14 protein-coding genes are annotated in these 21825 nt (G+C 64.3%); 11 read left to right on the top strand and 3 right to left on the bottom strand.

Going from position 1 to position 21825, the window contains the following annotated elements; genetic code table 11:
* Positions 1-136: 136 nt before the first annotated feature.
* The 5 genes from FIV42_RS05600 (at position 137) to FIV42_RS05580 (ending at position 6907) form a co-directional block, all read left to right on the top strand.
* Positions 137-1051 carry a MaoC/PaaZ C-terminal domain-containing protein gene (locus FIV42_RS05600; RefSeq protein ID WP_141196717.1) on the top strand — a complete coding sequence of 305 codons (915 nt, stop codon included), beginning with the start codon at positions 137-139 and terminating at the stop codon, positions 1049-1051.
* A 232-nt stretch (positions 1052-1283) separates the two neighbouring features.
* Entirely contained in the window at positions 1284-2711 is a 1428-nt protein-coding gene (locus FIV42_RS05595; protein WP_141196716.1) for a 3-oxoacyl-ACP reductase, read from the top strand.
* Between the two features lie 286 nt (positions 2712-2997).
* Positions 2998-4308, top strand: coding sequence for an acetyl-CoA C-acyltransferase (locus tag FIV42_RS05590; protein ID WP_141196715.1), 1311 nt, complete (start codon positions 2998-3000; stop codon positions 4306-4308).
* A 156-nt stretch (positions 4309-4464) separates the two neighbouring features.
* Entirely contained in the window at positions 4465-5673 is a 1209-nt protein-coding gene (locus tag FIV42_RS05585) for an alpha/beta hydrolase (RefSeq protein ID WP_141196714.1), read from the top strand.
* A gap of 208 nt (positions 5674-5881) precedes the next feature.
* Positions 5882-6907, top strand: coding sequence for a hypothetical protein (locus FIV42_RS05580; RefSeq protein WP_141196713.1), 1026 nt, complete (start codon positions 5882-5884; stop codon positions 6905-6907).
* 31 nt (positions 6908-6938) lie between these two features.
* Here the strand turns inward: FIV42_RS05580 and FIV42_RS05575 are convergent, their stop codons facing one another.
* Positions 6939-9812: an AAA family ATPase gene (locus tag FIV42_RS05575; protein WP_141196712.1), complete on the bottom strand. Its 2874-nt coding sequence runs from the start codon at positions 9810-9812 to the stop codon at positions 6939-6941.
* Between the two features lie 192 nt (positions 9813-10004).
* On the opposite strand from FIV42_RS05575, the gene FIV42_RS05570 reads away from it, so the two are divergent.
* From FIV42_RS05570 to FIV42_RS05560, 3 genes are all read left to right on the top strand, one after another.
* Positions 10005-10673, top strand: coding sequence for a hypothetical protein (locus FIV42_RS05570; protein WP_141196711.1), 669 nt, complete (start codon positions 10005-10007; stop codon positions 10671-10673).
* 107 nt (positions 10674-10780) lie between these two features.
* Entirely contained in the window at positions 10781-14437 is a 3657-nt protein-coding gene (locus tag FIV42_RS05565) for a serine/threonine-protein kinase (RefSeq protein ID WP_141196710.1), read from the top strand.
* Positions 14438-14493: 56 nt separating this feature from the next.
* Positions 14494-15516, top strand: coding sequence for an NAD(P)H-dependent flavin oxidoreductase (locus tag FIV42_RS05560; protein WP_313788406.1), 1023 nt, complete (start codon positions 14494-14496; stop codon positions 15514-15516).
* Here the strand turns inward: FIV42_RS05560 and FIV42_RS05555 are convergent.
* Complete coding sequence (locus FIV42_RS05555) at positions 15513-16355, bottom strand: alpha/beta fold hydrolase (RefSeq protein ID WP_141196708.1); 843 nt, start codon at positions 16353-16355, stop codon at positions 15513-15515. The two genes, FIV42_RS05560 and FIV42_RS05555, sit on opposite strands and share 4 nt — an antisense overlap.
* Before the next feature lie 454 nt (positions 16356-16809).
* Between FIV42_RS05555 and FIV42_RS05550 the strand changes: the two genes are divergently transcribed.
* The 3 genes from FIV42_RS05550 to FIV42_RS05540 all read left to right on the top strand — a co-directional run bounded on the left by FIV42_RS05550 (position 16810) and on the right by FIV42_RS05540 (position 18822).
* On the top strand, positions 16810-17070 hold the full coding sequence (locus FIV42_RS05550; protein ID WP_141196707.1) for a restriction endonuclease: 261 nt from the start codon (positions 16810-16812) through the stop codon (positions 17068-17070).
* Between the two features lie 106 nt (positions 17071-17176).
* Positions 17177-17674, top strand: coding sequence for a DUF4365 domain-containing protein (locus FIV42_RS05545; protein ID WP_141196706.1), 498 nt, complete (start codon positions 17177-17179; stop codon positions 17672-17674).
* Positions 17671-18822, top strand: coding sequence for a hypothetical protein (locus FIV42_RS05540; RefSeq protein ID WP_141196705.1), 1152 nt, complete (start codon positions 17671-17673; stop codon positions 18820-18822). Before FIV42_RS05545 ends, FIV42_RS05540 begins: the two co-directional genes overlap by 4 nt.
* Positions 18823-18856: 34 nt before the next feature.
* On the opposite strand, the gene FIV42_RS05535 is transcribed toward FIV42_RS05540, so the two are convergent.
* A complete protein-coding gene (locus FIV42_RS05535) occupies positions 18857-21823 on the bottom strand; it encodes a type I restriction endonuclease subunit R (RefSeq protein ID WP_222615388.1) in 2967 nt (988 codons plus the stop codon).
* Between the last annotated feature and the right edge of the window lie 2 nt (positions 21824-21825).

The following is a 21825-nucleotide window of genomic DNA, read 5'->3' as shown; positions in this document are numbered from 1 at the left end:
TTGCTTATGTAGCGGGCGCTTCTGCTCTGCAGGGCCTTCTCGTTCGACATACTTGCTCCCACTCCCTACCGAATGGTAGGTTTCCGCCTAACAAACGGTTGAAATTAGACGTGGCACCTTCACAGCAGGTGGATCGATGGCGGTATCGAGCAAGCATATTCTGCAGCAGGGGCCGGTGATCGCCGGCCTGGCGAAGACGGCCGTGGCGGCGATCAAGCAGCAGTTCTCCGAGTCGAAGGGGACGGCGCACGCGCCCGGGCCGGTCTTTCGCAAGACCATCGACCCGCGCCCGCGCGACCTGGTGCGCGACTACGTGCGCCACGTCGGCGGCAGCACGAGCGAGTATCGTGACCACTTGCCGCCGCATCTCTTTCCGCAGTGGGGCTTCGCCCTGTCGACGCGCACCCTCGAGGGCGTGCCTTACCCCCTCATGCGCGTGATGAACGGCGGGTGTCGCATGGAGGTGAACGCTCCGCTCCCCACGAACGAGCCGCTCGAGGTCAGCGCTCAGCTCACCGACGTCGACGACAACGGCCGGCGCGCGGTGCTCGAGCAGAAGATTGTGACCGGCACCGCCTCCAATCCCGAGGCGCTTGTGGGCTACTTCTACGCCTTCGTACCGCTCGGTGGGGGCAAAGCAGCGAAGACGCAAAAGAGCGAAAAGCCAAAGAAAAAGAAGGAAAAGCCACGCGTGCCCGACGACGTGCGCGAAGTGACCCGCTGGTGGATTCCGGCCGACGCGGGGCTCGACTTTGCCAAGCTCACCGGCGACTTCAACCCGGTGCACTGGGTTCCGCCGCATGCGCGCGCCATGGGCTTCAAGAACGTCATTTTGCACGGCTTCTCGACGATGGCCCGCGCCTTCGAGGGCATCAACCGCGAACTCTACAAAGGACTCGAAGAGATTCGAGTCTTCGAGGTCAAGTTCACCCGCCCGCTGGTGCTCCCCGCCGAGGTCGGCCTGTACGTCGACGATGACAACGGCGTGTACGTCGGCGACGCGCCGGGCGGCCCGGCGTATATGGTCGGTGGGTATGAGTTGAAGGCGTAGCAAGTTGAGGACCCCCATCCGCCTCGCGCTAAACGGCACGCTCGGCACCTTCCCCGCGGGGGAAGGGATGCTGTTGCGAGCACCACAGGAGTAGCTTTTCGCAGGGTCATCCCTTCCCCGTGGGGAAGGTGCCCGAAGCGCGCTGGGAGCGAAGCGACCGAGTACCCTTGGGGTGAAGCGAAGGGCGGATGGGGGGCCACGAAAATCACGGAGTTACAAAGGAGAAAATTCTATGACTGACTTCCTACTAGAACTGAGCAAAAACCCGAACGCCCGTAACATCATCAAGACTCTGGGGCTGCCCATCCCGATGCCCCAGGACCTCGCGCGCAACGCCATGCCGCGCGAGGAGCGCCCGCTCGCCAACCGCGACGTCGCGGTGTGGACGAGCAGCGACAGCACTCTGGCGCCCGTGCTCGCCAAGACGCTGGCCGAGGCCGGCGCCAACCCGCACGTGCCCGACGACGCCGGCGTTCGCGAAGTCTTCGAAGGGCCGGGCGAGGCTTACGGGCGCCCCGCGACGACGCTCGACGAGGGCGACGCGCGCCTCGACGGGTTCGTCTTCGACGCGACCACGCTCGACAGCCCGGCGAGCCTGCGCGCGCTGTACGACTTCTTCCACCCGCAGATCGGCCGCCTGGCGCGCAACGCGCGCATCGTCGTGCTCGGCCGTCCCCACGAGGCGCAAAAGACTCCCGAAGCAGCCGCTGCTCAAGGCGCGCTCGAGGGCTTCATGCGAAGCCTCGCCAAAGAGATCGGAAAGAAGGGCGCCACCGCCAACCTGCTCTACGTCGAAGAGGGCGCCGACGAAGCTGTCGCCGGCCCGCTGCGCTTCTTCTTGTCGGCCCGCTCGACCTACGTCGACGGCCAGTCGCTCGACGTCACCAAGACCGCCGGCGCGGTGCCCGAGGCCAATTGGCTCCGCCCGCTCGACGGCAAGGTCGCCATGGTCACCGGCGCGGCGCGCGGCATCGGCCGGGCGACCGCCGAGCTGCTCGCCGGCGAGGGCGCCAAGGTGGTCTGCCTCGACCTGCCCAAAGACGACGGCCCGACCGCCAAGCTCGCCCGCGAGATCGACGGCGGCGTGTTGCTCCAGGACGTCAGCGCCGACGACGCCCCCGCGCGCATCGCCGAGCAACTCCAAGAGGAGTACGGCGGCGTCGACATCGTCGTCCACAACGCCGGCATCACCCGCGACAAGACGATCAAGCGCATGAAATCCGACTGGTGGGACTCCGCCGTCGACATCAACCTGGCCGCGGTCGCCCGCATCACCGGCAAGCTCATCGACGACAACGTGCTCCACGACGGCGGCCGGCTCATCTGCCTGTCGTCCATCGCCGGCGTCGCCGGCAATATGGGCCAGACGAACTACGCCGCCTCCAAGGCCGGCATCATCGGCATCGTCGAGCACTGGTCGAAGGCGCTCGCCGACCGCGGCATCACCGCCAACGCCATCGCCCCCGGCTTCATCGAAACGCGTCTGACCGACGCGATGCCCGTGGCCATCCGCGAGGCGGCCCGCCGGCTCAACAACCTGAGCCAGGGCGGCCGCCCGGTCGACGTCGGCCAGGCGATCACCTTCCTCGCCACCCCGCAGGCCCAGGGCGTGACCGGCCAGGTGCTGCGTGTGTGTGGTGGGGCTTTGGTGGGGCGGTGACGACACCGGAACAACTGTCGATACTCGACATTTTCCTCTCCACCCGTAGCAAAGCGAAGGGAAGGAGAGGACCAAGGAGAGGCCTCCCTTTCCACGAAGCGTAGCGTAGTGGAGCACCGTCAAGCGGCATAAAAGGGACCGAGGGAGAGGCCATTCGCACCTGAACCACTTTCCTCCTCCTGGATCCTCCTCCACTTCGCTTCGCTCGCGGAGGAGGGCGCCCCTCCTCAGTCCTCCCCTCGCTTCGCGGGGGAGGAAGATGTTGCTCTTACGTAAGGAATAGCAAATGGCTAAAGGCAAAAAGAAATCATCCTCCAAAAAACGACGCGCCGTCATCGTCGCCGGCTGCCGAACCCCGTTCGTCAAAGCCTTCGGTGACTTCATGAAAATGGACACCATCGACCTGGGCGACGCCGCGGTCGAAGGACTCTTGAAGCGCACCGAGCTTCCTCGAAACGAGGTCGACAGCATCATCTGGGGCGGGGTGATCTTGCCGAGCGTGGCGCCGAATGTGGGCCGTGAGATCGCGCTCGACCTGAACCTGCCCGCCTCGGTCGAGGCGATGACCTGCACGCGGGCCTGCGCGACCGGCCTGCAGGCAGTGACGCTCGCCGCCGCGGCCATCGAGCGCGGCGAGGCCGACGTGGTGATCGCGGGCGGCTCGGACTCTACGAGCAACGCGCCCATCAATATGCCCCAGAAGCTCGTCCACGCGCTCGCGCCGCTCGCCTTCGGCAAGGCCGACCCGACCGACGTGCTTGCGATTTTGTCGCAGCTCACCCCCATCACCGAGATTCTGCCGCGCCGGCCCAAGATCGCCGAGCGCACTACCGGCCAAGTCATGGGCGAGGCGGCCGAGGAGATGGCCGGCCGCAATGGCATCTCGCGCCAGGCGCAAGACGAGTTCGCGGTGCGCTCGCACCACCGCGCCGCCGAGGCGATCGCCAGCGGGCGCTTCGACGAGGAGGTCGTGCCGGTGCAGACGCCCTCGGGCAAGTGGGTGCACACCGACGGCATCGTGCGTGGCGATACCAGCGTCGACAAGATCTCGGGCTTGCGCCCCGTCTTCAAGCGCGACGGCACGCTGACCGCGGCCAACTCCACGCCGCTGACCGACGGCGCCGCCTCGGTGTTGTTGATGAGCGAAGAGAAGGCCAAGGCGCTCGGCTACAAGCCGTTGGCCGCCTTCCGAAGCTGGAAATACGTCGGCGTCGACCCGGCCGACCAGCTCTTGATGGCGCCCGCCATCGCCATGCCACAGGCCCTCGAGCTCGCCGGCATGGAGCTGGCAGATGCCGACCTTGTCGACCTGCACGAGGCCTTCGCCGCCCAGGTCTTGGCCGTGCTCAAGATGATGGAGAGCGACGCCTTCGCCGAGGCGCGCCTTGGCCGCACGAAGGCCCCCGGGTCGATCGACGACGCCAAGCTCAACGTCCACGGCGGCTCGGTCGCCATCGGCCACCCGTTCGCCGCCACCGGCGCGCGCATGGTCACCACGATGGCCAACGAGCTGCACAAAGCCGACAAGGAGACCGCGCTTTTGGGCATCTGCGCGGCCGGTGGGCTTGGCGTGGGCGCGGTGATGGAGCGCGTCTAACCGCGATAGCCTTAGGAGGCAGGGCTTCCAGCGCTGGAAGCCCTGCCTCCGAACAACACGCCATGCGCTGCCTTCGAGCCTCGGCGTCCTTCGCGGTTCCCACCGATTGGCGGCCCCTGCTTGTGGTGTTTACTATAAGTTGCAGGAGGTCACACCATGGCAACCGACACTACCGAACCCCACCAACCCTACCGCCTGCTCGACGACGACTACGGCTCCCACGCGCCCGCATTCGACGGCCACGACGACTACAAGCCAAGCTGGTCGCGTCGGCTATTCGCCTGGCACAGCAAATTCGTCGACCAGTTCGCCCTCGACGTGATGGAGAAGGCGTTCTTGTTCGGCGAGTCGCTCGACTGGGACGCCGCCGTGCCCGGCGGTGTGGACGGGCTGCGCGAGCTCTACGGCGGCGACAGTCTGCTCGACGAGCCCGACGCCTACTACGTCGAGCCGGCCGACCCGAACCGGTTCCGGCTCACCAAGCTCGACGACTTGCCCGACGGCGGCGAGCGCTTCCAGCTCAAATTCGACAGCACCTATCAGACCTGGGACGACACGTTCTGCGACGAGTTCGGGTGCCACTCGTCCAACGAGAAGGTGACCGCCAGAATCTGGCGTCATCACGACCTCAGTCGGCCCACCGCGGTGTGTCTGCACTGCTGGTGTGGCGGCTACCTGCGCCTCGAAGAGCGCGTCTTCGCGGCCAAGCGCCTCTACGAGGAGGGCTACAACGTGGTCGTCGTCACGCTGCCGTTTCACGGCGAGCGGACCCCGACCGACGCCATCTTCTCCGGCCAATTCTTTCCGAGTCCCGACCTGCGGCGCACCAACGAGGCGTTCGGTCAAGCCGTCAGCGACGTGCGCCTGCTGACCCGCTGGCTCAAAGAGGAGGGCTTCGATGGCCCCATGGGCCTGCTCGGCATCAGCCTTGGCGGCTATATCACCTCGCTGATGATCAGCCTCTTCGACACCTACGACTTCGCCGCGCCGATCATCGCGCCCGCCTCGTTCGCCGACATCTTGTGGTGGCACGGCACAGAGCGCAAAGCGCGCGCGATGTTCGAAGACGCCGGCGTCGACCGCGAGATGCTGCGCGCCATCTGGGCGGTCCACTGCCCGCTGAGCTACGAGCTGAAGATCCCGGCCGAGCGCGTCCTCATCGTCGCCGGCGCGGGCGACGCGGTCGTGCGCCCCGCCCAGAGCCTGTCGCTGTGGAGCCACTGGGGCGAGCCGGAGCTACGCTGGTTCGCCGGCAGCCACCTGGGCCACTTCCGCTGGCTCGCCGGCAGCGCCGTGGGCAGCGACATGCTCGACTTCATGAATCCCGTGGTCGACTGGCTGGGCGAACTCGACTTTGGTCGGTGATCTGTTCACCTGCAGGCTGTAGTTGGAGCAAGCCCCTTCCCAATCGACCCGCCTTCCGGAGCACGCGCCCTCCAAACAGACGACTTCGAACGCCTTCCTCGACAACCTGAACAGGCTGGCATGGGGTCTGCAGATGCATCCGGGTCCAGCGCACTCGGACACAGCGCCGGGATGCGTTTGACTATCGATAACTGAATCGGAGGCACCCATGAATCGCTCGATGAAGCACGCCACCTCGCTCGCCGTCGCCGGATGTCTCGCCCTCGCCGCCGCCAGCGGCTGCGAAGGGCCGGGGGCCTACGAAGGGGAGAACGGCGACATCAACTTCGAGCACGAGACGGGCACCGCGTTCAGCACTCCCAGGCTCGTCTTGGGCGGCGAGTTGGTGCTGGATGCGACCGATCCCGACAACGACTTCGGCGTCTCGGTCGTCACCGCCACCTCGACCGACCCTTCGGTGGTCGAAGTGCTCGCCATCGACGACAGCGACATCACCGTGCGCGGCACGGGCGTAGGCCAAGCCGAGCTCGAGGTCGAGGCTGAGGACTTCGGCGGCGCTCCCATCGGCGACACCCTCACCATCGACGTGCGCGAGCCGGCGCGCCATGAACTCTCCCACGAGTGCACCGGCGAGCCGATGGCCTACTACCTTCCGAATCGCACCTACGAGTTGCCTGTCAAAGTCTTCGGCCCGCAAGACAAGCGCCTGGCCGGCGAGCGGGTGACGCTCGTCGAGGCGCAGGGCGACGCGGTGGAGGTCGACGCCGAGCGCTCGACCACCCGGGAATTGGTGGTGCGCAGCAAGGACGCCGGCGCGACCTCCACGTTGCGCTCGACGGTCAACGGCAGCGAGTTGACGGTGGGCGTGCGCGCTATGGCCGAGGCCGACGGGGTGACCACCGGGTCGCTCGTCCTCGGCACCGTCGAAGACGGCGAGCCGTTCCGGGTGGGCTCGGTCGACGGCCTCGGCATCCACCCCTCCGTCGAGGGGACCCCGATTTGTGGCTACGGCGTGCCGATGGTCATCGAGCCGAAGACCCCCGAGATCTGCACGCTGGGCAACGAAGTCGGCGAGGAAATCACCGAGCGCTACGAGTCTTCGACTAATATCGTGCTCGTCGTCGCCGACGAGGCGGGAAGCTGCGAGTTCGACGTGTCGCTCCGGGACCCGCAAACGGAGACGGTCCTCGAAAAGACCATAAGCGTCGAGATTCTCGCCGAAGCCGATCAGTGAGAGCGCGAGTCAGTTGAGACACGAAGACAGGTCACTGACGGAGCACTCGCACATCCGGATCGAGCAAATAGCCGTCCTCGCCGCGCAGCAGCAGGCCGTCGAGGTTGGCCTCGCGAAGCTTCGAGAGGTTGACGTACAGCCGGTTTTTGAGCGACGAGGGGGTCAGGACCTCGTCGGGCCACAGTCGCTCGGCGATCTCGTCGATATGCACAACTTCGCCAGGAGCGTCGAGGCGACGCTGGGCCAGTAGGTCGAGCAGTTGCCAGCGAATCTCACTTCGACTCAAATCGCCCCACGTCGCCTCGGGCGCCCGAAACGCCTTATGCTGTGTGGCGAGCAGCAGCGCCGGCTGTGTGCCGGCCGCGTATTGCAGATTGGCGAAGGTCGCCTCGGGCTGGGGCATCTGGGCGATGGTCAACTCGACCAGATCTTCGAGGGTCCACGACGGAAAGTCGGTCGTGGCGATCCGCTCGGCCCAGTGATCGATCTTGTTGGAGAGGTTGGCGAAGAGGTTTTCGAACCGGTCGCTCGTCCGCTCCCCGTCACCGGCTCGACGCCAATGTCCAATATCGAGCTGCGCCCGCGCCAATTCGATCAAGAGCGGCTCGACGAGCTCACCGCCGGCACTTTCGAGTTCCTCGAGCACCTCCTCGGCACGCTCGAGTCGTCCGAGCGCGGCGAGCAGGCCTGCGTAGAAGCTGACGACGGTATTCCAGTGGGCAGATGCCGTGGCGCTCGGAGAAACACGCCCGGAGCGCTCGATGACGGCGACGGCTGTCTCCTCGTCTCCCATTTTCCAGCGAAGCGAGCAGGCCGACACGAGCGCCGCGCTCGCCACGAATTCACTGACCGCGTCAGCCGCCTCGACCAGGTTCTCTGCCTGACGAGCGAAGTGGGCCGCTTGGTCTCGGTGGTCGACCACAAAGTGGTACCACGCCAGGTTGGCGAGCCCGAGCGCCAAGTCTGCCGGGGCGCCGCTGCGCCGAAATTGAGTTACGCACGCTTCTCCCAGCTCGATCGCCTTGTCGTAGCATTCGTCCAGGAACGCGCTCACGGCCAATGTCTGCAAGAGATGTGCTTCGCCATATGACCCCAGCCAAGCGGACCCGCTGTCGAGCCGCTCCAAGACGCGCTGCCGCGCGGTCACCGACGAGCCGTCCTTGATATGTGCGATAGCCAACCCCGACAGGACGTGGACCTCGACGCCTTCGTTCCCTGTCCGCCCGGCCGCTTCGAGCGCACGTTCGTATGCGTCAATCGACTCGGAGTTCTCCCCCGTCGCTGCCAACCATTGAGCGTGGAAATACCAATACCAACTCTCGCACCAGGTCGTCTGGGCGAAACGTGGGGCGACCGCATCGAGGTGGCGGCGCGCCTCGTCGAGACGCCCCGTCCAGATCAACTCGGAGGCGAGGCGAAGCTCGATCCAGAGCCAGTCGCCGTCCCGGTCGCTCTCGGCTGCCAACGGCGCAATATCCTCCAGTCGTTCGACCAGGTCGGGTTGACGTCCGGCCAGCGTATCGACAACGGCAATTGCGTTGAGCAGCAGCACGTGGCGCGTAGGCAACCCGGCCGCGGCGGCACTGGCAGCGAGCGGCTCGAGCAGCTCGCGAAGCCCGGCGATCTGGCCGATATGACTGGCGATATACGCCAGCGCCAACGCGCAGTCGACAAACGCCGGAAACTCCTCCTTCTGCTCCAGGTCGGGAGTTCGCTCGTAGCGTTCGACGACGGCGCGAAGCTGCAAGTGCAGAGCTTGCAGCCGCTCGAGCGCGCCGATACGGCCCATGCGTTCGGCCTCGACAAGGCAACGCCGACTCTCTTGTCCCAGGTAGGCCACCAAACGGCCCCACAGCGATTCGACGCCGCCCATGTCGTCGAGACGCCGGCGGGCGAAGCGACGCACGCTGGTCAAAAGGCGCATCCGCGGGGCGCCGGACCCCTCGACCCCCAAAAGGCTTTGCTCCCGAAGGCCTAGGAGCACGCCGAGCACCGAGCTCTCGCCCACATCGAGGACGGCTTCGGCCATGGATACATCGAAGGGGCCTGCGAATACCGCGCACTGCGCCAGCCCGGCTTGCTCGGCGTCGTCGAGCAATTCCCACGACCAGGCAATGGCCGCCTCCAGCGTCGAAAAGCGTGTCTGTCGCGAATCGGCGAGCGCGAGATCTTGGGGCGATAATCGCAACCGCTCGACAATCTCTTCGATCGACAACAGACTCTTCCACCGCGCCACCAACTCGATGGCCAGAGGCAGCCCGTCGAGGCGGCGAACCAGCTCGCCGATCACGGCGAGGTTTTCCTCGTCGAGGTCCAGCGAGCCGCACACGCGCCGGGCTCGCTCGGCGAAGAGTCTAACTGCCGCGTTATTCGCTATCTCCGCTGCCGGTGCGTCCGGCGAAGGCGGCTGCAGCGGCGCCAACTCCAGCCTCGCTTCGGCGTCGATCCTCAGCGGCTGGCGCGAGGTCACTACGATGTTGAGGTCGGGCGCCTGCCTCGTCCAGTGTTGCAGCACGGCAGCGAGCGGCTCGACGAGCCGGTCTGCGTTGTCGATCACCAACAGCAACTCGTCGAAGGCCGCCAGCGCTCGGCCGAGCTGGTCGCGCGTCGACTCGAACTGCTCGCCGGGGCGCTGCTCGAGACGCAACTGCCGCGCAATCTCGGCGCACATGTCGACCAGGCTCGACGCTCCGGCAAGATCCGTGTGGACCGTCTCCAGGGGCTCCGACGACCTGCTCTCCACAAATGACGCGACCAACCGAGATTTCCCCACGCCCGGCGGTCCGAGCACACTGACAAGTCGATGGGCGTCGATGAGTTGTTCGAGCTTCCACAGGTCCTCTGTGCGCCCAATGAGGGCCTCTGGGGCGCACTTGGATTGATGCTTTGAGATTGGTTTTTCCATCTGCTGGATGAGCGCGAAAGCCCGCCGGTTAAGCGGGCCTAATTCGAATTAATTCGGATTAAGTGTCAAAGGGAGCAAGCCTTAGTTAGTTGTCTCTTTAACGACGCAAATACCGGCGCCCGCCATGCCAAAAGACACGGTAGGGCCGCTACGAACCGTTTTTCAAAGGCGACAACGCAAAAAGGTATCACCATGGCAAATCTGAAACAATTGACCCCCTCGAAGCCCGCTGTACGCATCTTCCTCTTGACCCTCTTGCTCGCCGTTTTCGCCGGGCTCGGCGCCGTCGGATGCGGCGACACCGACGATGGTGGCTCGGATGGGGCGAGCACCGACTCGAACAACGACAACACGAATAACGACAACACCAACAACAGCTCGTCCGACGCTACTTGCTCACAAGCCTGCAGCAACGCCGTCGGCGTCTGCTCGCAGATCGGCACGCAGTCGGATTGTGAAGCTGCATGCTCCCAACTGAGCCAATCGGAGCTCAACTGCATGTCGACTGCCTCGAGCTGCGCCGCGATCAACGCCTGCGGTGATGGTGGCGGAGGCGGCAACAACAACTCGAACGGAAACGACGGCGAGATCGGCTCGACCTGCGCCATCGACGAGGAGTGCAACAGCAACTACTGCCGCCGCACAGGCGAGGCCATCGAAGGCCAGTGCGCCCAGAATGACTTCGGCGATTCTTGCGACGGCGCAGACGCCTGCTTGTACGGCCGCTGCATGGTCTACAGCCAAGATGACGTGACCGGCTTCTGCTCGGCGGATTGCACCACCGAAAACGAGTGTCCCTTCGGCTGGAGTTGCGTCGAGTCGAACAACGGGTCATCGAAGTACTGTCAAGGTGAGCGTTGAGCGCCGGCTCGTAAGGTGATGGTTTTGCGGGGGCTACAGGGTTTATGTAGCGGCGAAAAACGTGTAAATACAGAGGGCGCGAAAGCTTTTTCCTCGAGCCCGAGTTCATGCGTTCTAATTCTGCCGTAAGCTGTGGCCCCTTCGACCTCATCGAGACGATCGGTCGCGGCGGGATGGCTCAGGTGTGGCGGGGGATCCACCGAGGCCAGCAAGTCCCGGTCGCCGTCAAGGTCATCACCGGCGCTAAGGCCACCGATCCTGCATACGTCGAGCGCTTCGAGCGCGAGGTCCAGGCGGTGGCCGCCCTCGATCATCCCGGCATCGTGACCGTCTTCGACTACGGTCGCGTCAGCGAGTTGGCCGCCCAGGCCGACCCGCAGCTGACCGCCCACAGCCCCTATCTGGCCATGGAGTTCGCCCGCGGCGGCACGCTGCGCGAGCGTCCATTGATCCGCGATTGGCCGTCTCTTCGCCTCTTCATCCTCGATATCCTCGACGCGTTGGCCTACGCCCACGCCCGCGACGTGATCCATCGCGACATCAAGCCCGAGAATATCTTGTGTCAGATCGACGGCGCCCAGTTGCGTTTCAAGCTCAGCGACTTCGGCATCGCCCACGCCGCCGACACCGGCCTGAACACCGACACCCAGAGCTATGACGGAGCCTCGGCCGGCACGCCGTACTACATGCCCCCCGAGCAGCTCACCGGGGAGTGGCGAGATTTCGGCCCGTGGACCGACCTCTATGCTCTGGGATGCCTCGTCTACGAGCTTGTCTGCGGGCGCCCTCCCTACGAGGAGAGCAACTTCATCCGCTTGGCCAACATGCACCTGAACATGCCGTTCCCCGAGCTCGAGCCGCGCTTCGTGGTCCCCGACGAGCTCGACGGCTTCATTCGAAAGCTGGTCGCCAAGAAGCCCCACCAGCGCTTCGGACGCGCGGCCGACGCCGCCTGTGCGTTGGGCATGTTGCCGGTGCCCGAGGAGACGACCGGCGTGGGCATGGCCCCGCTGCCCGACGACATCGACGTGGGCGCCGAGACGCTCACGCCCACGCAGGCCAACTCCCTTGGCGACGTCGACCTCGACCAGGCTCCGACGCTGCTCGACCCGTCTTCATTCGACGACCCCTCTTCGTTCGCTGAGCAGGAAGATCTCAGCAGCCTGCAGACCGAGACCTTCGTCACGCGCACTCTGGTGACGCTCCCGCAGACCGAGGCTTCAGGCCTACAAGTGCCGCGTGAGGTGGGCTCGGAGACCATCGAGCTCGCGCCCGTCGACTTCGACCCGCCCCCGCCGTTCCCCGACAGTTGGCGGCCGGGCGTCGACGAAGCCCAGTCGGACCAACTCGTCGGCGTGGGGCTGGGGCTCTTCGGGCTGCGAACGATCCCCTTTGTCGACCGCGACGCGCCGCGCGACACCATCTGGCGTGCGCTCGGCGAGGTATTCGACGACGCGAAGCTGCGCGTGGTCAGCCTTCGCGGCGGCCTGGGCACCGGCAAGAGCCGGTTGGCCGAGTGGTTGTCGCGCCGCGCCCACGAGCTGGGCGTGGCCACCGTCCTCAAGGCGACTCACAGCCGCCAGGGCGGGCCCTTGGAGGGCATCCCGCGCATGCTCGAGAACTTCTTCGCCGCCTGGTCGCTCGGTCGCAGCGAGACCTACGAGCGCGTCTACTCGGTGCTGCGCCGGCGGGGCAACTCACGAAGCTCGCTCGACGCGCAAGAGCTCGAGAATCAGGCGCGCGGACTCACCGAGCTGATGCGCCCGTCATCCAAAGCGCGCAGCCGCGAAGAGGGGCCCCGCTTTCTTTTCACGAGCCCCGGCGAGCGACACGTCTGGCTGACCCGCTTCCTGGAAGTGCTCGCCTCGGAGCGACCCGTCATTTTGTGGGCCGACGATGTCCCCTGGGGCGACGAGACGCTCAGTTGGGTGACGCACCTGTTGGACGTCGACACGCCGCTGCCCGTCCTGGTGTTGCTGACCTCGCGCGACGATATGCTCGACGCGCGTGAGGAGGTCGCCGCACACATCACCCGGCTCGAGGCGCACGAGCGCGCCCAGGTGGTCCGCGTCGACCCCCTCGCCGAAGACGACCACGCCGAGTTGATTCGACGCACTCTTCGGCTCGACGCCGCCCTCAGCCGGCAGGTCAAAGAGCGCACGGCCGGCAATCCTCTCTTTGCGGTCCAGCTCATCGGCGACTGGGTGAGCCGGGGCATCTTGGAGGTCGGCCGCGACGGGTTTTCGCTTCGCCAGGGCGCTGCGAGCACCCTGCCGCGCGATATCCACGACTTGTGGATTCAGCGCGTCGAGAAGTTGTTGGATGACTTCGAGCCCGAGCGCCGACACGACCTGCGCGTGGCCCTCGAGCTCGCGGCCATGCTCGGCCGATACGTCGACGAGGCCGAATGGCGTGAGGTGTGTCGTCAGCAAGGCGTCGAGGCCTCCGAAGAGCTGGCGCGCCGCATGGTCGAACAGGGCTTGGTCCGCCGGGAGCGCTCGGGGGCGTCGTTCGTCCACAGCATGCTCGCCGAGAGCCTGCGCGAAGCCGCACAGCGCGTCGGGCGCGCCGAGGAGTACCACTTGGCGTGTGTGCGGGCTATCGAGGCGCTGCACCCGAACAGCCCGCTGGAGACCGCGCGGCGTCGCGCGTTGCATCTCATCGGCGCCGGACGGCTCCACGAGGCGCTCGACCCGCTCAAAGACGCGATTCACTACGGCAACGACCGCGGTGACTACCGCGCCTCCTTGATGTTGCTCGAAAAGCGCGAGGAGTTGGCCGATCGGCTGGGGCTCGGCGACGAGGATCGGTGTCGGGTCGAGAGTATGTGGGTGCGCGCTCAGATTGAAATCCCCATGGGAGACTCGACCAAAGCATTCGCATACGCCGAGCGCGCCGCCGAGATCGCCGAGCGCCACGGCTGGCATGTCGACCTGGGGCACGCGCTGGTCGTCAAGGCCAGGGTGCTGCGCGACCGCGCCGAGTACGACACGGCGCTCGCCGTGTTGGAGCGGGCGGGCGAGGAGTTGGCCCGCGTCGACGACGCCATCGGGCTGTTGTTCGTCTGCTTCGCCAAGGGCTTTATCCACATGCGGCGTGGCAAATTGGCCGTCGCCCGTAGCTTCTTCGACGAGGCGCTGGCCTACGCCCGCGAACTCGAGGACCAGCCGCGGGTGGCCGAGATCTTGAGTCAGGTCGGCTACTCGTGGTTCGCCGAGAACAACTACGAGCGCGCCCGCCAGGTGCTCGCCGACGCGCTCGAGGTCGCCGAGCGGCTCGGTTCGCTGGTCTCGATCTCGTCGTGCTCACGTCATCTGGGCGAGATTGCCCGCTTCGAGGGCAACTGGGACGAGGCGCGCGAGCATTACGAGCGAGCGATGGGCATCGAGCGATCCCGCGGGGCGCGCAACGAGCATCTGGACCGGCTCAACCTGGTGTTGGTGGCCATCGCCACCGGCCGCTTCGCCCACAGCTACGCCGAGCTGCTCGGGTTGCGCCAGATCTTCGAGCAGCGCGACATGCACTTCGCGCTGCCCGTCATCGAAGTGGCGTTGGTCACCAGCGCCGCCGGCTTGGGCGACCCCGACGCGTTCGACGCGGCTTGGCAGCGAGCCTCGAAGCTCGTCGACAACCTCAACGCCACCGACAAAGATATCGGCTGGCTCGCCAACCGAGCTGCAGACGCCTGCGAGAGAGCCGGCTGGCCGCACCGCGCAGACCAGATGCGCCGCCTCGCCCGCGCACATCACGTCGAGGGCAGTTGAGCACACGCTTGCGCGTCTCGACGCGACGCGTCATACCGTGGTATTCAGGCAACTGAATTCCCGTTCAATCAGCCCTCAGGAGACGAGCGATGTCGAAGCTACAGACCCGGTTTACCGAGCAGGTCGGAATCGAAGTTCCTCTTATCTGCGGGGCGATGTACCCGTGCTCGAACCCCGAGCTGATCGCGGCGGCCTCCGAGGCCGGCGGCATCGGCATCATCCAGCCCATCTCGATGATGTTCGTGCACGACCACAAGCTTCGCGAGGGCATCCGCTACATCAAGACGCTGACCGACAAGCCCATCGGCTTCAACGCCCTGGTCGAGGCCTCGTCCGAGATCTACATGAACCGGATGAAGAACTGGGTCGACATCGCGCTGGAAGAGGGCGTGCGCTTCTTCATCTCCGCGCTGGGCGCGCCCGACTGGGTCGTCGAGAAGGTCCACGCCTACGGCGGCATCGTCTACCACGACGTCACCGAGCGCAAATACGCCGAGCGCGCCCTCGAGGCGGGCGTCGACGGGCTCATCAGCGTCAACAATCGCGCGGGCGGCCACGCCGGCAAGAAGTCGCCCCAGGAGCTGTACGACGAGCTCGGCGACCTGGGCGTGCCCTTGATCTGCGCCGGCGGCATCGGCAGCGAAGACAAGTTCATCGAAGCGCTCGACATGGGCTTCGACGGCGTGCAGATGGGCACGCGATTCATCGCCACCACCGAGTGCCAGGCCCACGACGACTACAAGCAGGCCATCTTGGAGGCCGACGCCAGGGACATCGTGCTCACCGAGAAGATCTCGGGCGTGCCCGTGGCCGTCATCAAGACGCCGTACGTCGAGAAAGTGGGAACCAAGGCGGGCTTCATCGCCAAGAAGCTGCTCAAGCACCCCAAGGGCAAGCACTTGATGCGCACCTACTACTCGCTCAAGTCGCTATTCCAGCTCAAGAACGCCTCGCTGCAGGGCATGAACTACAAGGACTACTTCCAGGCAGGCCGCAGCGTCGCGGGCATCGACCGCATCGAGCCCGCCGGCGACATCATCCGACGCTTCGCCGCGGCGGCACGCGAAGAGGCAGCTTAGGCCGGCTGGCCGCAGCGCGCCCCGGTCTCGATGAAGTCGAGCAGGGCGTCGCCGAATTGCAGCGGCGAGTCCTCGGGCGGAGAGTGGCCCGAGTCCGAAAACACCTCGACCTTGCTCGCGTGGAGGCGCTGTCCGATCTCGTCGGCGGCGTCGACGCGCACGAAGTCGTCCCCCTCCCCAAAAATGACCTGCGTGGGCACACCCAGCGGCTCGAGCTCGTCGAGGTCGCACGCCCCGCGCACGATCTCGGCGCCCAGGCGCAGCGTGAACTCGAGGCGGTCGAGGTTTTTGAGCGGCTCGACGTACGCCTCGCGCTCCTCGGCGTCGAGCGGCTCCCCCTGCCAGCGAAACGGCTCGATGATACGCATGCCGGTGCGGTTCATCGCCATGCGCGCCAGGCTGGGAGGCAGATAGTCGAAGAAGGTCGCCGCCCCCGGCGGCACGCTGATACAAAACCCGGGGCTGACCAACGTCAGCGAGCAGAACCGCGACGGCGACTCCTTGCCCGCCTCATACGCGATGCTCGCCCCGAGCGAGTGACCCACCAAGTGGACCGGCGCCTCGGCGCTCCTGTCAATCAGGTCGAAGAGCCAATCGGCCAACGTCTCGATACGCGGCTGCATCTGCAGGCCGCGGAAGGTCTCGTCATAGCCGTGGCCGGGCAGGTCCGGCACGATCACCCGAAACGACTTCGCCAGCCGCCTCCAGACCCGCCGGTACGCAATCGAGTGCGCCATATGCCCGTGCAGCATCACCAACGCGGGCGCGTCTTCCGGACCTCCCACCCGACAATGAAAACTCCCCTCGTACTTGTCTGCTTCGTAGCAGACTGACTTCAAATCGCCGTAATCCAAAGGCTCTCCCTAGGCGCAGGTACTGGCTAACTACCGTGATACTTACACCGAAGGCGCGTTTGGCAAGCGCGCGGCCTGCGATAGAGGCGAAATTATGATCGAGGAGCGCGGCCAGCCTGGCCGCATTCGGTCGACGAGCGCGGGCATCGCCCGCCGAGGAGGCCGGACCACACGACGATCAACCTCAGCTACGCAATCGACCCCCGCTACGGGCAACGTCCGGCTCCCTCCGGTCCCCTCCCTCGCCCGCAGCTACAAGTTCCGTAACACCCGCAAGGGGTTCGAGGCCGTCGACCCCGCACAAAGCCACCTCTCGAGCCACTCGAAGCCACACCCACAACAACTCGAAGCGTCCGTCTGGGCGGGACCCACGACCTAGGAACCCCTTGTGGGTGAAAGAGAGCTTGTAGCTGCGGGCGAGCATGGAGGCGGAGCCGACATGCGCGCTGGGAGCGCAGCGACCGAGTACCCTTGGGGTGTTGCCCGTAGCGGGGTTCGACAGGTCCGCGGAAGCCTCGGCTCACACGAGCAGGGCCTGATCATCACGACGAGCGATTTCAGCGCAGGAGCCCGCAAGGAGGTCGAGCGGCCTGATGCGGTGCCGGTGGGTCTGATGGACGGCGAGCAGCTGGTGAAGTTGCTTGTGGAGCATGGGCTCGGGGTGGAGAAGGATGAGTTGAATTTGTTGCGGTTGGGGTGAATTCAACGCGTCCCTTTGCCTCGTCTTCAAGGCGAGTTATTCTCTGAGCCAAAAGTGATGGCTTTTCATTGCCTGTCACCACACCAAAGCGCCGCGTGCTACAGAGATGGACCTTAACCGTCGAAAAGAGGAATTCAGCAACGCATTCGTACAAGCCGTTGCAGCTACATCTGGCTTTGGGCTAGCCAAGCCGTGGGTGGACGATGACAGCGTCGACTGGACTATCGCGCAAGCTGGGGGAGGTGGAACGGTGCGATCTCCGCGCCTAGACCTGCAGTTGAAGAGCAGCTCGAGTGTCCAAATTCGGGACGAGGTCATCCCGTTCCCGCTGAAGCTCAAGAACTACGAGGATTTGCGGGCCACTAATTGCCTTGTGCCCAGAATTCTTGTCGTCGTGCTGCTTCCCGAAGAAGTGAATGACTGGCTCGACCTTTCTGATGAGCAATTGGTGATGCGACACTGCGCCTATTGGATGTCGCTGTGCGGTATGGAGGAAGTTGAAAACGAATCACGCGTTACGGTGCACGTCCCGATCGAGCAAAAATTCGATACCCAAAGCTTGTCGACTATAATGGAGTTGATTTCCAAAGGAGAGCGCCCATGAAAGTCGACATCCGAGATAAAGAGACATTTCAGTCCCTCACTCCGCTGGAAGTAGTGTCCTATCTGCGTGCCAGCGGTTGGACTCAAGTGGAAACAATAGGAGAACAAGCCGCAATCTGGACGAGCGCTCTCGACTCCGGGCAAGAGGTCGAGCTGCTTGTTCCGCTTGATCGCAATCTTCGTGACTATGCCTTGCGGACTGCTGATCTCTTTCAAAGCCTTGCTCGAGCCGAAGGGCGCTCCCAACTAGCTCTGCTACGAGATGTGCAATCGTCGGCCGTCGATACCGTGCGCGTCCGTCTGTTTACCGACAATGGGTCAACTGATTCGATTCGCTTCGACGATGCCGTCGCGGCCGTCGCAAACACACGAGCCATGATGCTGGCGGCAGCTTGCTCGGCGGTCGAGCCTCGCGAGTACTATCACGCACGAAAATTCGATCAGTCCATCGAGTATGTGCGCCGTCTGAAGATGGGGCAGACCGAGCCCGGCAGTTTTATTCTCACTGTACTCTCACGAGTTCCTCCGGTCCTGCGCACTCAGCCAGCCTTGTTCGAAGACGGTGCCACCACCGAAGAGCCTTTCGAGCGACAGGTTACTCGCACGCTGATGTCAGGACTCCAGTCAGCACGTTCTGCAGCTCAACGTGCCATGGCCACAGGCGATATCGACCCCTTCAATCGTGCTGTATCGTCAGGAGTAAGCGCAAACTTATGTGATGCGCTTCTAGGACTCGCAGGCACGGACGCAGACGCTCCATTTGAAGTTCGTCTAACCTGGGCATCGAATCGCAAGGCCCCGCAGGGTGTCCCGACGACTGTATCGATGTCGCCCGATGTCTTGCCCGTCTTCGAGGAAGTGTCACGGGTCTTCAAAGAGAAAAGCCCACGCGAAGAGTTCGAACTGGAAGGAGTTGTTATTCGTCTTCACCGCGAGCAAAGCTCTGGACCGGGTACAGTTACCGTCATGGGCGCTGTCGAAGGTAAGTCACGTAAGGTTGCAGTAGCCCTCTCCGAAGACGACTTTGCAGCCGCGATTCGCGCATTTGAACATCGCACGCCAGTCCGAGTACTGGGAGAACTCGACCGAAGCGGAAGAGGATTTCAGCTCAACAGTCCACGGCACTTCGAGTTGAGTCCCGAAGAGTAGAATCGCCGCGCATGCCACCTTGCGACCGGTGGAGTCACGCCGACTCACGAGCAATATCAAACGCTCGGTCCAACACCCACTCTTGGACCACCTTACGAAACTCATCTTCCGAAAAGAACTTGTCGACGAATTCGGTGTAGTTGCCGTGGCTCTCGAGCGCTACATCGTCGAGTTCCTTAGACGCGGGGTACTTGAAGTTCTCTTTGGTATTGGCCTGAGCCGCTCGACGTACGTTTTCGCGGTTCGCAAGAGCAGCTGCCCATTGTTCACCGATAACTTCGTCGGAATCACTGAAGTCAGTGCCGAACCGCTCGTTCAGCACATCAATCAACCGACTCAGCTCGATCTCATCCTCTTCGGTCTTCGCCCCGGTCCCAACCTCGAGCGGCCCTGACACCGTCCCACCGCCTTCCAAAGCGATAGCGCCCTCCCCGGTCTGCTGAATCCGGTAGTACTTGAGCGCCACATCGTCCGAGATATCGACGTCCTCGGTCTGCTCGTTGCGCCTGGGCAGCTTCCGCGCGAGCAACCGCCCGTACACGTACAGCATCTCGAGCTGGGCGTCTGACCACTCTTCGACCTGGGCCATGAACGAGTAGAGGCGCAGATAGTTGTTGAGCATGGCGCGGAAGTCGTCTTGCTCTTCTTCCTCGCGGTTTTTGAAGCGCGTGACCGCCGGGTCGAGCTTCGAGTTGAGACGGCCGTTGTCGGCCTTCGAGACCTTCTCCTTGAAGAAGATCTTGGCGAACGCCTCGACCTCCTGTTGCTCGAAGATGCGAAACTCCTGCAGGTCGTGTTGCAGGTCGTAGAGCTTCTGCGGGTCGATGTCCTCGTCGATGGTGGTGCGCTCGTAAAACGGCTTGAACGCCTCGAGGATCTCCTCGCGCTTGTTGACGAAGTCGAGCACGAAGGTGTCGTCCTTGCCGCTCGTGGTGCGGTTGAGGCGCGACAGCGTCTGGACGGCCTGGATGTGGGCGAGCCGCTTGTCGACGTACATCGTGTGCAGCTTCGGCTGGTCGAAGCCGGTCTGGTACTTGTTGGCGACGATGAGGAAGCGGTAGCGGTCGGTGTCGAACTTGCGCGGGAGCTCGCCCTCTTTGATACCGCCGTTCATCCCCTCTTCGGTGTAGCTTTGACCCGTGTCGGGGTCTTCGACGGTGCCGGAGAAGGCGACGAGCACGCCCAGGTCCTTGTAGCCGTGCTCTTTGATGTAGGCGTCGAAGGCGAGCTTGTAGCGTACGGCGTGCAGACGCGAGCCGCAGACGACCATCGCCTTGGCGCGGCCGTCGATCTTCTTGCGCGTGTTTCGCTGGAAGTGCTCGACGATGATCTCGGTCTTCTGCGAGACGTTGTGCGGGTGCAGGCTCAAGAAGCGCGCCAACGCCTTCGAGCCCTTCCGTTTGTCGAGGCGCTTGTCGTCCTCGATCTTCTTCACCAGCCCGAAGTAGGTCTTGTATGTGACGTACTTCTCCAGCGTGTCGAGGATGAAGCCCTCCTCGATGGCCTGCTTCATCGAGTACAGGTGAAACGGCTCCGGCGCCCCTTCACGTTTGTGGTCGAACATCTTGAGAGTCTTGTACTTGGGCGTAGCCGTGAACGCATAGAAGCTCAGGTTCGGCCGCGGCCCGCGGTACAGCGCGGCCTTGAAGGCGGCCGCGTAGACATCGGCGTTGCTCGCATCTCCTTCAATATCTTCGAACTCCCGGAGCACGTCGTCGTCGATCTTCCCCGACAGGATTTTCTTCATCTCCGCGGCCATCTCGCCTGACTGAGAGCTGTGCGCCTCGTCGACCACGACCGCGTAGTTATTGCCGGGGAGTTCGCCGATCTTCTCGGTCACGTAGGGAAACTTGTGCAGCGTCGTAATAATGATTGGCGCGCCGGCTTCCAGCGCCTCCGCGAGCTGCGTAGAGTCTTGGTCTATTTGCTCGACCACGCCCGACTTGTGCTCGAGCTGGTAGATCGTCTCCTGGAGCTGCTTGTCCAAGACCAGCCGGTCGGTCACGACCACCACCGAGTCGAATACCTTGTTATCGGCGTCGTCGTGCAGCGACTGCAACTGGTGGGTGAGCCAGGCGATGGACATCGACTTGCCCGACCCGGTCGAGTGCTGCACCAGGTAGTTCTTGCCAGGCCCATTGCCTTTCGTCGCCGCGACGAGCTTCCGCACACAATCGAGCTGGTGGTAGCGCGGGAAAATCATCGTCTCTTTGCCGCTCTCCGGGTCGACCTGCAGGTTCATGAACCGGCCGATGATCTGCAGCAGGCTGTCTCGCTGCCAGACCTCCTCCCACACGTAATGCGTACGGTGCTTGCCATCCACGGGCGGATTGCCCGCGCCCTTGCGAAACCCCTTGTTGAACGGAAGGAAGTAGGTGCTCTGCCCGGCGAGCCGGGTGGTCATGTGGGCTTCGTCGGAGTCGATGGCGAAGTGCACCAGCGCGCGCTCCTTGAACCGGAAGATGGGCGCCTTCGCGTCACGGTCGTGCTTGTACTGCCCAATCGCGTTCTTGTAGTTCTGCCCGGCCGTCTCCATCTTGAGCTCGGCCGTCACCACCGGCACGCCGTTCAAGAAGAGCACCAGGTCGATGCTATTCTTGTTCTTCGGGTCGTAGTAGAGCTGGCGCACCACCGTCAGCCGGTTCTTCTCGTACAGCTCGAGCACCTCCGGATTGAGCCCGTGCGCCGGCCGAAAGTAGGCGAGCTTGAACGGCACGCCCCGCACCCGACAACCATGCCGCAACACCTCGAGGCTCCCCTTCTTCGACATCGCCCGCGTCAATCCATCGAGGAAGACCTTCCGCCGCTTGCCCTCGCCGAGCATCCGGCCGAGCTTCGCCCACCGCTTGGGTTGCGTCGCCTCGACGAACGCGATGACCTCATCGGGCATCAATGCCCGCTCGCGGTCGTAGTCGGTCGCGCTGCCCGACCGATAGCCGTGGGCGAGCAGATGCGCTTCGATTTCGTCTTCGAAGTTCTTTTCGAGGTGGGCCTTACTCACTT

The organism is Persicimonas caeni (assembly GCF_006517175.1).
Taxonomy (GTDB): domain Bacteria; phylum Myxococcota_A; class Bradymonadia; order Bradymonadales; family Bradymonadaceae; genus Persicimonas; species Persicimonas caeni.
Note: the sequence above shows the minus strand (reverse complement) of the source record. Positions and strands in the feature narration are given on the sequence as shown.